Consider the following 13,260-nt stretch of genomic DNA (forward strand, 5'->3'; position numbering starts at 1 on the left):
TAACGAATACTTGATAAGTACATTTTAAATCAATATATCATTAGACTGTTAAGTTGTAACCTTTAAACTTTACCCGGCCTTTTTGGTTTGATTGAATTTTGGCTTGCTGCCAGATGCAGATTTTGAAGTTTTGGTTTTGGTTTTAGTTTGTGAACATTTTAGACAAACAGAATATTCCTTGCCCTGAGAGGTAACCTTGATAATCAATGGCATCTTGTGAGTGTCACAAGTTGTTGCAGACAATCTAGGCATCTGACTTGCTTCTATATTTCCAGACTTGTCAGCCCCGACCATATAATTACACCGTTCGCATTTAAATAAAATTGGCTTTCCAGCCGCCGTGTTAAGCTTAATTAATGGTTTGTCACAAATATTACAACAGGTTGTTATGTATTCTTTTTGTTTTTTTTCTACTATGTTTCCATCGCTATCATGAGCTTGATTGCAGCTAGCGCATGTACGGAAAAGCCCAAATTTGGTCTGTAAGATATAAACATCTCCAGAACATTTTACGCACTTAAACCCTTTTTCCATATTCGCTGAAGCTTGACTTTTAAGGCCACCCATTTCTTTCTCTAAAATTCGAAATTCATTTAAAAGAAAATCTCTGTTTTGCAACTTGTTAGACGCTATATCGTCCAATTTTGATTCTACTGATTGTGTATAGGTGTAATCAAAGAAGCTGAAGTTGGACGCCTTAATTGCAGTATATAGCTCAATCCCTAGAGCCGTGGGCTCAAGAAGTCTCGACTCAATTTTGACATATTTCCTTGAAATTATAGTCTTCATAATTGATGCGTAAGTTGATGGGCGACCAACACCTTTGCTTTCAAGCTCTTTCACTAGAGCCGCTTCTGTATAACGTTTTGGTGGCTTAGTCTTTTTTTCATCTAAATCAAACTGAGCAGGGTTAATTATTTCGCCTTTCTTGATGATTGGTAAGTTCTGGTTTTCTACTGATTCGTTTTCATCTGACTTATCCATGCCTGAAATTAATAACCAACCAGGTTTTATTACAGTTTCACCCTTAGCTTCAAATGTCACTGGCTTTTCATTAATTTTTAGTCTTGAAATTAACTGAATTTTTAACTGGTCTATTTCAGCTGACCCACATTGACTTGCAACAGTTCTTTTCCAAATCAACTGATACAACTCTTTCTCTTGCCCACTTATGTTGGGGTTTACATCAAAAATATCACTCGGTCTAATTGCTTCGTGAGCCTCTTGAGCGTTTCCGGCAACTTTATATAAATTCGGTGTAGATGGTAGTAGCCAGTCAATACCTTTCTTGTCTTGAAACTTTGAGATCCAATTTCGGATGTTGCTAACTGAATCATTTGAGAGGAACACAGAATCAGTTCTCATATAGGTGATCAAACCTTGCTCATAAAGCTTTTGAGCCAATTTCATAGTCTCATCAGGCGAGATTTTTAATGCCACGCTAGCCGCTTGCTGCAGCACGCTAGTGGTGAAAGGTGCCGGTGGTGTTTTCTTTCTAACTTTCTGGTCAACATTTACGACTTTAAGCTCTGGATTTTGATTTAATGCACCGGTTAATCGAACACAAAGGCCTTTATCTGTCATCCTATGTACTTTGCTTTCGCTGTAGTTAGTAGGGGCATTCAACTCACCAGTAAATGTTGCCTTCCATCCGTCAAATAAAGCATCAATATAGTAATAGCGTTCAGTCTTATGCTCTTCAATCAACAAATGTCTTTCTACAACCAACTTTAATGCAATTGATTGAACTCTTCCGGCACTAACTGTACTTGATAGCCTAAGCCGATTTAGCATTGGTGAAACAGTATAGCCAACCAGTCTATCAAGAATTCGCCTTGCTTCTTGAGCATATACCAAATTAAGATCTATTAGCCGAGGCTCACTTATTGCCTTCTTAATTGCTGACTCAGTGATTTCATTGAATACTATTCGTTTACAATTTACTGGCAGGTTAAACACTTGCTGCAAGTGCCACGCAATAGCTTCACCTTCTCGGTCCAAGTCAGTAGCGAGGTACACTTCTGAAGCCTTAGCAACATCATTTCTCAGTTTTCCTACTACCTCTTTACCCCTTTCTGTTAATTGGTATTTCGGTGCCATGCTCATTGTGTCGACCCCTAGCTCTCGCAGGGGCAAATCACGGATATGACCAACTGAAGATCTTACCTTCCAACCATCACCCAAATAAGACTCAATTTTTTTTATCTTACCGGGTGATTCCACAAAGACTAGTTTGGTCATAAGTTATCCTCAGTTAAAACGCTCTTCTAATTCATCTTCAAACTCATCTTCAGAAATATTTTCCCCAGCACATGTAATGATTATTGGCTTAATATCTGAGTTTAAAGTAACTTCAAAAATAGTTTCATCTAGTGCACTATCTATGTACTCGATAGAGAAAACTTGCGATTCATCATCGACCCAATTATCTAGCGCTAACCTGCAGTTATTCTCTTCAACTTGATATACACCATTAAAGCTCTCATCGAACTTAATTCCCATCGATGTAAGTAATCTTATTAACTTTTCCATTTTAAATTCCTAAGCTGTCTTTAAGCTTGCAGCATGTTGATTATGAGTTTTAGGGTTGACTAAAGGTGTCTTAATATTCAATTGATGGTTTTCATATTTATTTATCCAACTAACCCCATCAGCTTTGGTCTTAAACTTGATACCCATCTTGTACATAGCCTTAATAGCGTCATCTAATTCATTTTCATAAATATCTAATTTATTAAATGACCTAGTTGACTCATGATTACGTCCGTTGATAGCACTAACGAACATCTCATTTTCTAGGAAGGGTTTTACTTTTCTTACTCCAGCTGGGAGCATTAATGAATATGAATCACGGCTAGCTGATATGTGGATGGTAATAGCTCCATCGTCACTTCGCTTATCTGTATTGCAAATGTAACCCTCTTTGCAATCCCTTAGATGGTCTGCGGCAGTCTTATGATCATGAATATAAACTGGCTTATGAAGCATTTCTTTGACCGTTAAGTCATGTTTAAGCAAAATTGCACGCTTCTCATGGCCATCCTCAGTTGTGTATGTCACAGGCTTACCTAATCCTTCATCTGCAGCTTCAAGCGCTGCCGCAAACAGGTTCCCCTCTAACATGACTGATTTACGGTAAACCTGACCAAATTGATATGTATCGAATTCAGTTGCTAATTGAGAGAATTCATCAAATACAGTAGCTTTAATGAATTCCTTGTCTCTAGAATTGAAAAAGCTACCTAGATTCAATGTCATTTCTTCAGTGTCACCAGGCGTGATAACTTTGAATGAATATTGTGATGGATTGTGTTCAGAGCCGGGCGACGGTAATTTAATGTTCGTTATTACGCACTCACCTTTTAAGTTAAAGCTTGAGTAGAATGAATTTGGTAACTCAATAATCGAACCAATTTTTATTTTTGGTAAGATTTCTGTTAAATATTCAGAGCGTGCTATCGATTTATTAACCAGATCAGTTATTGGTGTCCAAGGCAACGGTACGTACTGGGTACCTGAAGAATTAGCAAAAAGCCGATTATTTCTATCAAGGATGATGGCATCAAGCAGAGCTTGATCATTGTCACAAGCCCCAAGCAACGACCCATCGAGGCCAGCTTTTACAATGTCTGCCATTCCTTCTAACGTATCTGACTTTAATCGCACATCTAATTTTAATGACTCTTCAGCTAATTCCATTTTATCAAGGACAGTTTCAGCATCCCAAGGCTTGATCATCTCTTGATATTCAACCTCTATGATACTCACTGGTTCATCAAAAATTGATGGATATGAGTTACGTTGTACCCCTTTATAAATTTGACGGCTAACTTCTTTGGCTTGTATGTCCATGTAGGTTGGTTTAAGCGGGTTTATACCTTGATTGTTTAGCTCAATTATTTTTGATTTATATTCGTTGCAAATTTCAGTGTAGACTTTTTCTTGCTCCAAATACGGGAGTAATATTAGTCGGCCAGTCAACTTTCTTGATAGTGAGTCGATACTGGACTTGGTGATGTTTTCAATGAGGATATCACTTGGGTTCAAACCTAATTTATGAATTAAACTTGGATTTGCTTCAAGGTACTTATGGCAAACCATATCCCCTTCTTCGTTGAGTATGTTTATTGTATCTAGTGAGAATGAACTATCACGGTTGCTGGTCATGTTTGCGCTCATCTTAATTAATGCATAATTAGACATCGCATTTAGTCGCTCTTGAGCTGGTAAACCGCAACTTAACGTGCTTACCACCGGCTTTGTAACTTGACCGCGGCGATTGACTCGCCCAAGCAATTGCACCCGATCAGTTACGTTACGGAACACTTCAACTTCAATTAATCGACGAACTCTTTGATCCTTAAAGCTTACGTCGGAATGAATACTTACACCATCAACCATCGCTTTAGTGCCAAGTAGTACGTCTAAATCTCCGTTATTAAATGCATTACGGACTTCCAACGGCGATGATTTGTCAAACTTTACAAATTGGTATAAGCCATCGCTTCTGAGGTCAATTCTGATATTTCGGCCCGATACTTCAGCGAACGAATAACCAGCAGCTTCAACTTTATGCCTAATGTTGTCTACTGGCATAAATGCTAAATCCGGCATCTTATCGATTTCTATTTTTATTTCTTTAATCAATGTATTAAAATTCGATAGTTTTTGCGCTTCTAGCAATTGCTGAACAGGCACTTTATGTCCATTTTTTTTATCTGTTACTGTTGTTAAGCGATTTAAAGCTGTTTTAAAAATATCCCTGAATTGAAGCGGTCCACTTAATAAGTAATCACTAGGCGCCTTTCCGTTGGCAATAAGGTCCTTTTGCTCGTCATACATCATTTTATAAAACGAATTACCAGCAAACTCCAACGCAACAAATGGTTTTTCGTTCCGTTTTAAAGATTCAATTGCCTGATTTGCGGCAAAGTCGCTGTTAAGTGATAAAACAAATTGTTTGGACAGATTAGACAAAAGCGAGCCAAAACTCGTGGTGTTCAAACCTATATCTTTTGTTGATCCTGGTGACTTGCCATTAACTTTAAGCGCATCGGCCAGTTTTTGGTTTGATTCATTTACAACTCTACTCAAGCCCCCGCTCAAGATCGCAAGTGCTTGAGCGACGTTGGCAAAGGAATCACTTAATGCGATGTTCTTGTTTAAATCAGCGGTATTTTTCTTTGGCTCAATTGTTATGGATGAAATATCACTTTCACGGCGTATAAAACCGCCATCAGAAGCTAAAGACGATGAGAAAATTTCTAATAATACATTCCCACCTTTTTTAACTGCTTGTTGGATTATTTCTGGCTCTATATTCCTCAGCAATCGGTAATAAACACCAAAGTTTTTTTCTGTTCTGGCCCATGTGCCTGAAGAGTACAAAACATTCGATGCGTTATTTAGGATTTTTAGTATTCTTTTATTAGTGTTGGAGTTACCAGAGGCTAGGTGAGACTCATCAAGATTGACAAACTTACCAGATGATACAGATTGCAACCAAGATGATTTATCTCGAATTGGCAGAGCTGTACCTGCGACCTTTTCATACTTTGTTGCACGACTCAACTGTGAGTATGTAACCATTAATAAATTACAATCATCAGGGAATTTATGCTGTTGAACATAATTATTTGTCTGTTGCTGATTGGCCTGAGCTATGATTTGACCTGAGCTATCTACAATGTTCGACTTTTCATTTACTAAGAAAGGCTTGATGATTGATTCTGACTCGATATTAACAATGTCGCGCCATATATCTTGAAAGAGAGTAGCTTTTGATGTCATGAAAATGACTTCTTTACCTGCAAGAATATTGTATCGAATAATGGCTGCATTTACACGACCTTTGCCTTCTCCCGTTTTGTCTCCTATAAGGAAAGCAAGACCATTTTCATCTCTCCAAATTGCTAGACCGATAGCATCAATTTGTTCAGGAGTGAAAACGCGTGCAAGTTGCTCTTGGGACATTTGCAGGGACTTTCCAACAAACTCATCTATATCATCATGAGTAGCAAGAAATCTGGTGAAGCCCTGCCTTACTGCAGCTGTCATATTTTTAGGGATCTTTGAGCTAGATTCACCAATTTTACTTAACGAATTGTATTCAGATTGATATTCATTTACTTGAATATCTTTTGAAGATAAATTGTTAATTATTGATTCGATTGAATCAACTTCGTTATATTTAAAGTTATCTTTAATACCAACCCATTCAATTAACTGCTCATTTGTATAAAGCGTTTTCAACTCATATGGAATAGTAATGTTGCTCGACTTTGCAAGCTTTCTACCGTCGATTGTGTAAATTCGTTTTGCACTAGCAATCGTTGGGTCGAAATCTATGCAGGATGTTACATTGTAATTTTGATATAAAAAATCATGAAACTCCTTCGATTCATTCCTTACATTACCAATGTAACTACCGCCATCCACATTTACGAAAATTAAAGCTTTACCATCATCTTTTATTGAACGTAGCAGCTCAATTGCAAGCTTATGATCATAACGATTTAAATTGACTCCATCTACGTTTTGCGAAGCTAGCATATTACCGATTGGAGCATTCAAAATCATACAGTCAGCACTTTTACTTTCAATTGCACCGTTGTGGAGATCCCGTTCGGTAAAATTGATATTTTTGGCCAAATACGATGGAAAGCCAAATTTTGACAATCCCATTTCCCCCTTCTGGCCAACAAGTTCTACTTTTAAATGGCCTTCAAGGAATGGTATTGCACCGCCAACCGATGCAAATGGAACTACTACTTTACTACCTTCAGGTAGATCTCTTGTAAAGTCTCCTGCTACCTTACTTATTACAGGGAGAGATTCTGGCGTGAAAGCAATATGTTCGTTCTTTGTTAACTCCTGAATTTTTGTATTTGATATGGTTGGTTTAATCGCATGAAGATAAGTGTACTTATTTACCAAGGCCAAAGAATCTTCATGAGTAAATTCTTTTGCTCCAGCTTTTGCAGAGGCTAATCTTGCCGCAATTACTGTCTCTACAGAGCGCTGTACAGCAATAATTAATGGCACCCCCTGGTCATTTCTTTCTTTTAGCTTAGGTTCACTGATATCGAACCATACCGTCGCAACCTTTAAAGTATCCTCGAAAGTAACTTTTTGGTTTGATTGAATGAGGTCATTAACAAAACCTTCTGCACATTGCAAAATTGATTCAATTTTAGGGGTAGAGTTATAACGCATCGCCTCTATTGCAAAAAGGTACCGGCCATCATCATCCCCATGTGACCAAGCACTAATGACATCATCATTATTTGTACTGAAGCGTCCATCTTGGTCTTTATACACCTTTTCATCTAGGTAATTTCGACCTAGAAATGTTGCTTGCTGCATCCGAATAGCTTCAGATTTAAGTGTAACTGTAGGTTCTGGTGGTGGTGATGTCTTTGTGCTTTTATTATTTACTTTAGTTAAAGTTGCCGTCTTTTTGTTCGAAGGTGATGATAAAGTTTCTTTTACTAGCACCCAAGGACGGTAAACAAAATCCATTGGTACTTCTTCCACAGTTAATGATGGCCAATATTGTTTAAAAGCATTGATATCTAGCCCTTCGATTTTCCCACCAGATTTTGAATATTTAGTTGCGTAATATGTGTTATCAGAAACCTTTTTAAAACCAAGTTCAGCAAGACCATCGATTGAGCGTGAATCAGCAAGCGCTCCAACCATTAAAAGGACAGGTTTCTTTGAAGGAAGTATGGTTGGGACCAAATAACAATTATGCTCATGGAAATGTAACCATTTTTTATTTTGGCTCATAATTTACCCCAAGTTCATGTTTTTGCTTATTTCGGTTAACTCAGCGATATCGGATTCAGAAAGATCGAAATCTAATATTTCAGGTTGTTTTTCATTTGACTTGGTTTTTTCTGCTTGAGCAGGCTCATTAGTTTTTGCAGATGGTTTTGATGCGTCTGGGCTAGCTTGTTCATTTAATTGAGTTGACTTAACTGCGTTAGTGCCGCGTATTCTAAGCAATGCTTCAGTAGGAATCTCACTTAAATCGTAAACGGTTTGGCTTGTTGTCTCAGTATTAAAGGCAGTGATCAGCTTGGTGTTATCATCAAGCTGTGCTGCTGTTAAATACATATTCATTACTTTAGGTTTACGAACTTTACTTTCATTTCCAGCTTCATCTTGAATCAATTCCACTTTATTTAGCATGTTTGACCAAACTGAAATGATCGTTTTTGGCTTAAGAGTACCTTGCAGTTCTGCACTCTTGTTTTGAGCCTTAAGCTCTTCGCTCGTGTAGAAGTAAGCCTCTGCTGTAGATTTGCCAGCGTAATATGACATCCCTGGTATTACTTCTAGTGTTAAGTCAGTACCAATTAGACGCTCTATTGCACCATCTTTAAAAATAACTTTACCCATACCATCTTTGGTAAAGTTTTCAAATGATTCACTTCCAGTGCAATTTACTTGCTTGTTATCATCACTGCTTTTCTTAATAGCCCCTATCTCAAAACATAAGACGTTTTCAGTTGCATCTGGTGAAATTACTCTTAACAACGCGATTGAGCGATTAGCTTCTGGCCCCATTTTAGGTTCCAAAGCTGCGATAATGAGCGCTTCTATTTCTGACTTACTTTTGACCTTACTTAGCTCAAGTGTTGTTGCGATGGTAGGTACATATGATTCAAATACAATGTATGGAGGTCTATTGCCGTATTGCTTGACGGCTTTCACTGTTGAAAAGTTGTTAACTATTGTTTGATTGTTTTTTCGAACTGCACATTTCCCCCACTCTGCTGTATATGAACCGTCTTTCGCCATTTTGCAATCCATAAACATGATTACACCATTTTTGGGGACACTGTAGTCAAACTTTGGATCAGCCCCACTAACTAATGACTGAAAACCATTAATTGAAGGTTGATTAGCATTGGTAGATTTATTTAATCGAAATTCTAATGGCGCTTTAGTGAAATAATGAAGCCCAATAACTGAAGAGTTTTCAGGATTAACACTGTCTATATTGTACGAGACAACTTTCAATGGAACGGTCAATTTTTCCGAAGAAGCCTTACTTGTAATAGCGCTATTAACGGCTTGTTCAAAATTTCTTAATCTCGACATCATGGAACTCCTTTAAATGAACTTATCAAAGACATTTTAAGTATATCAGACAGGAGCAACTTTGAAATGATTTTGTTTGATTTCTAGTTTATGGGTAAGTAAATGGTATTTTTATGCTTTATTTATCTTATAAATATTTGATTAACTGCTTATATCGAATACAGAGTTCTATTTACTTAACATTAACCAATTAAATAAATAAATAACATAACGTCAATTTTTATGTCTTTGGTGACATTTATGGCGCGAAACCATTAAAACAATAAGTTTTTTTTTCATAAGTTCCACATTAATATCAAATATGCAAATTACTTGCTTTATATTTCACAATTAATACAACCAGTTACAGGCGGAATCGTCTAGAGTTGGTATTGGGATAAATTTACCTTTCTAGCTTGCATTTGTGTCAATTTTTTGTTGTTATAGCCGCGTGTGAAAAATTTATAAAAAAACCACACCTACTATGTCGTTAAATGGAGGATGAAGTATGGAAGATTCAAATCGCGACATGTTAAGTTTTTTGGAATGCTTTGGTTATATTTCAGAGAGTATCATTGCAGGCAAATTAGATCTTGAAGTTGATTTTAGATCAATAAAAACTGATTGCTCTTCGCAAATAGCTCAATTACAGCAGACTTGTAAAGGTGTTGGTGTGAAACTAAATGTACTAGTATAAAGCCCTGCTCCTAATAGCACTCCAAAAATGGAGTGCTTTTTTTAGCTTTTTTCTTTGTCACCACCTGTTTTTTCCGGCGCTTTTGCCGAAGATGCTGTTAGTTGTGTAATGTTACTCGATAACATACCAGCCATAACCAAAGTCTTTTGCTGCGCTTCATCTTCACCCATATCGCGATGTGTCTGATTCAATCCCATCATTGACGCTATCATTGACGGCAATTCCCAAGTCATAGAATTTGACTTGTAGAATGCAACTAACATAAGCAATCCATAAATTGCTAGCTTGCCAAACCCAGTCATAAAACCTAACCCTTGATTCGAACTTATAGCATCGAATGTAGGGAAAAATGTGAGGTTAATAAACCAAGCCATAACCTTCAATAGAGCTTGTCCTGTAAAAAAACCCATGACCATTAATGATGGCCTAATCGCTAAATTGACTAAAATCTCAAAACCCTGACCAGCTTTACCAAATGCGTCATCCCCGTCTGGGTGATTCATCATTGCAAATCCCATAGGGGCTGCAAAAAATGTAGCTAATGCATACATAAAATAGCCCATGATTGCAATTTGCCACATAATGTAAGGGACCGCCGGTATGATTTCAGCATAAAAGAATGCTAAACCCATAAGCATGTAGAAGCCGGTAGTTAACAGGCCGATAAATGGTGTAAAAAATGCTCCGATTGCTGAAAAAAATGGAACTGCCGTTGTAGCCCCTGCTGCACCACTCACTGATGAGCCCAAGACAAACCATACCAGTGCTGCAGACTCTATCGTTCTTCCCATCGCAGCCATCTCCAATATCGGATCTGGATGCCCTGGGATGTCTCTAAACATGTTTGATATATAGCTTACAGTTCCATTACCGACTATTGACAATGCTTGTGAAGTATTTTCACCTATTTGTATTTGGGCCATAATTTCCATAGCACTAAAGTGATCGTATGTAGACCGGTCTTTAATCCAATCTTTGGTAATATATTTAATTGATTCGCTGTACTTAATAAATTCTTTGTAAGCATCAACATCATCATCCCAAAACCAAAGTGAAACGGGCTCGTCGATTGTGATTGCTGGGAGGAACCCATGGATAGCATTCTCAATAGCGCTCGACCTCATCAAAAGTGGGTAGTGAATGGACCCTGTATAAGCAAAGCCCAACTGACCAACCATATCAATGAATTTCCTTGTTGTAGTTCCGTCAGCTGCATCAAGACTTAACCCTTCAGCAATCGTAGTATCAATAGTCGCCATATACCTAATATATATAGCTTCTAACTGTGATTGTTTAGCTGACCTAATGGATTCATTCATATCAGTTGCTGCATCGTAGGCAAACAACCAATCATCTGAGCCTTGAGTACCAATTACCTGATCAAAATCATTCCATAGACTTATAAGATTATTACCTAACAAACTATTCATTCTATGGGTGATTTGCGCCTTGATGTTATTGATTGGGTTTAATCTCGTAACGCTAGATGTATTAGCTAACTCAATTTCAAATGTCCCGCAAATACCATCACGTCCAACAGCGAATTTTTGAACGCTTTTATCGTAACTTGGTTGATTTTCTGACAGCTCAACAATTCCATACGTTCTGGTCATCGTTTTAATTGAGCGATATGAGCTATCATAGGTTTCGTTATAGATAGAAGACTCGTTACAAATTTTCGAATCTAAAAGCGCTACAAAAAATTTCATGTAATCTGGCTTTACACTATTAATGATTGGTGCTGTGACAGTCCTTTCTGTTGTAAATTTTAATACTGCACCTCCAACACCAACACCAAATAGAGCAATAGACAGAACCATTACTTGGATAAATGAAAGCCCGCCAAACCCCGGCATAGGTAGCATTCCGACTATTGAAAATGTAGACCTCAATGGAACCATATACGAGTTCCATTTTTTTCCCATAAACTCGCCTTCTACGTTAGTTTTTACTAATCCTATCAACATCCAATATGCGGTTAGTATCACTCCTACAATCATCCCCATCACTGCCATGATAGAAAGCATGTACGTAATAATTGTTATGTTACCGCCAGTAGCTCTTGAAGACTGGTCATTTTCAAAATACTTGGTTGCAATAAGGGCAGTATCCCCTAGAAGTTGCCGATACATTTCTAGAGCTAAATCACCTTCTGCCGGGCCTGAGTAAAACCCAGGGGGTATTTGTCCAGCATCACTAGCACTTACGATATTCGCAATCGGTTCTTCTGCTGCCATTTTTTCAGCAGGATTGATCGCGATGTCATTTGTTGTGTCAGCAGCAAATGTCATTCCTGAAAATAACAGACATATTAAGACTAATATTATTGTTGGTTGTTTTTTCATACCAAATACTCAGTTATTCCATTTGCCTAATTCAAGTGCTAGTATATTTATTAAATACATGTAAAGTAAAGTGCGAAGCGAATTATGTTAGATGATAAAAGCTTAAATGGTTGGCTGGCATCCCTGGGGAAAACCGGAAAAGCCGCTCATGACGCCTCTGTTCGTGAGGATTGGCCTTGTGATGGTCATGATGACATTAAAATTTTAATTGAAGATATTTCATTAGCTCTTGATGAAATCATTCAATCAAACGACATTGAAGTCATTAAAGCACTAGATAACTCCAATTTGTTGGGATTATCAGCTCTATTTTCATTCCCAAGAACACTTCGCTTAATCAACATCCTTGGCAATGCAGATCCAGACAAGCTATCTAGCCTAACTGATCGATCCCTTGCTATTGATGAGCAATCAAGACTGTTTATTGAGATGTTGTATGTTCGAATTTCATACACTGCACGAACTTGCTTGATGATTAAAATATTCAGCCGTGAACGTGTAAAAATCATCCTGTCTAAATTATCTGAAAACATTCTTAAGCAAAGTTCAAATCAAGAAGTGGTTAAAAGCAAAGAAACAAGCAAAATCGAATCTACTACCAATGAAAAAGCCAAAGAAGCTCCTAAGACAAATTTCGATGATGAAGGGATAGATTTAAATGACACTCAAATTATTAAAGAAGATAATGATGATGAAAAATAAAGTTACTTTAACTATATGCTTATTGTCTCTTTCATCCATGTCGATGGCAGCAGATCAATGTTCTCAATCCCCTCAAGAGTCTCATCAGGCTAAATTTGAACGATTCATGATTGGTGAGGTACCTAGCCTTCTTGACTCGTGTGGGCTCGGAGATCTTGTCATTGACATGCCATCTTTACCCTCTTTCAGTGCCGATTTGTTTTGTGGATTTGGCACGAATGACTTAATGGGTTTTTATGGCGAATATAGTTCCACTAGTTTTAGCAGAAGCCAAAGCACCCCAACCTTCCAACAACCTCGAAATATTGGTACGACTTCAGGTAAAGAAGCTTCTCAAAGTAAACCTACTGACCTACATGTCACCCCTGTAACGCCTCCAGCAAATAAAAAATGGGTACCTGCTGACCTATTTACAATTAAATAGGA

Annotated in this window: 8 protein-coding genes; 3 read left to right on the forward strand and 5 right to left on the reverse strand. The window is 37.6% G+C overall.

The features are described 5' to 3' along the window. Positions 1-69: 69 nt before the first annotated feature. From topA to HNW13_RS18320, 4 genes are read right to left on the reverse strand one after another with little or no spacing between them, the layout of a single operon-like run. Complete coding sequence (topA, locus tag HNW13_RS18305; RefSeq protein WP_192114516.1) at positions 70-2,241, reverse strand: type I DNA topoisomerase; 2,172 nt, start codon at positions 2,239-2,241, stop codon at positions 70-72. Between the two features lie 9 nt (positions 2,242-2,250). Beyond that, complete coding sequence (locus tag HNW13_RS18310) at positions 2,251-2,532, reverse strand: hypothetical protein (protein ID WP_192114515.1); 282 nt, start codon at positions 2,530-2,532, stop codon at positions 2,251-2,253. Between the two features lie 9 nt (positions 2,533-2,541). Continuing rightward, a complete protein-coding gene (locus HNW13_RS18315) occupies positions 2,542-7,791 on the reverse strand; it encodes a strawberry notch-like NTP hydrolase domain-containing protein (RefSeq protein ID WP_192114514.1) in 5,250 nt (1,749 codons plus the stop codon). A gap of 3 nt (positions 7,792-7,794) precedes the next feature. After that, positions 7,795-9,114: a hypothetical protein gene (locus HNW13_RS18320; RefSeq protein WP_192114513.1), complete on the reverse strand. Its 1,320-nt coding sequence runs from the start codon at positions 9,112-9,114 to the stop codon at positions 7,795-7,797. 484 nt (positions 9,115-9,598) lie between these two features. Here HNW13_RS18320 and HNW13_RS18325 point away from each other — a divergent pair, with 484 nt between their 5' ends. Beyond that, positions 9,599-9,787: a hypothetical protein gene (locus HNW13_RS18325; protein WP_192114512.1), complete on the forward strand. Its 189-nt coding sequence runs from the start codon at positions 9,599-9,601 to the stop codon at positions 9,785-9,787. 41 nt (positions 9,788-9,828) lie between these two features. Here the strand turns inward: HNW13_RS18325 and HNW13_RS18330 are convergent, their stop codons facing one another. After that, positions 9,829-12,132, reverse strand: coding sequence for a DotA/TraY family protein (locus tag HNW13_RS18330; protein WP_192114511.1), 2,304 nt, complete (start codon positions 12,130-12,132; stop codon positions 9,829-9,831). A gap of 84 nt (positions 12,133-12,216) precedes the next feature. Between HNW13_RS18330 and HNW13_RS18335 the strand changes: the two genes are divergently transcribed. After that, positions 12,217-12,834: a hypothetical protein gene (locus HNW13_RS18335; protein WP_192114510.1), complete on the forward strand. Its 618-nt coding sequence runs from the start codon at positions 12,217-12,219 to the stop codon at positions 12,832-12,834. Positions 12,835-13,000: 166 nt separating this feature from the next. Then, entirely contained in the window at positions 13,001-13,258 is a 258-nt protein-coding gene (locus HNW13_RS18340) for a hypothetical protein (RefSeq protein WP_208062928.1), read from the forward strand. The last annotated feature ends 2 nt before the right edge of the window (positions 13,259-13,260 follow it).

The sequence above is a fragment of the Shewanella sp. BF02_Schw genome (assembly GCF_014596695.2).
Classification (GTDB): Bacteria; Pseudomonadota; Gammaproteobacteria; order Enterobacterales; family Shewanellaceae; genus Shewanella.

What these genes read in the sequence shown, in the direction of transcription:
- topA (WP_192114516.1), bottom strand. Translation starts at nt 2,241, where the DNA reads ATGACCAAACTAGTCTTTGTGGAATCACCCGGTAAGATAAAAAAAATT.
- HNW13_RS18310 (WP_192114515.1), bottom strand. Translation starts at nt 2,532, where the DNA reads ATGGAAAAGTTAATAAGATTACTTACATCGATGGGAATTAAGTTCGAT.
- HNW13_RS18315 (WP_192114514.1), bottom strand. Translation starts at nt 7,791, where the DNA reads ATGAGCCAAAATAAAAAATGGTTACATTTCCATGAGCATAATTGTTAT.
- HNW13_RS18320 (WP_192114513.1), bottom strand. Translation starts at nt 9,114, where the DNA reads ATGATGTCGAGATTAAGAAATTTTGAACAAGCCGTTAATAGCGCTATT.
- HNW13_RS18325 (WP_192114512.1), top strand. Translation starts at nt 9,599, where the DNA reads ATGGAAGATTCAAATCGCGACATGTTAAGTTTTTTGGAATGCTTTGGT.
- HNW13_RS18330 (WP_192114511.1), bottom strand. Translation starts at nt 12,132, where the DNA reads ATGAAAAAACAACCAACAATAATATTAGTCTTAATATGTCTGTTATTT.
- HNW13_RS18335 (WP_192114510.1), top strand. Translation starts at nt 12,217, where the DNA reads ATGTTAGATGATAAAAGCTTAAATGGTTGGCTGGCATCCCTGGGGAAA.
- HNW13_RS18340 (WP_208062928.1), top strand. Translation starts at nt 13,001, where the DNA reads ATGCCATCTTTACCCTCTTTCAGTGCCGATTTGTTTTGTGGATTTGGC.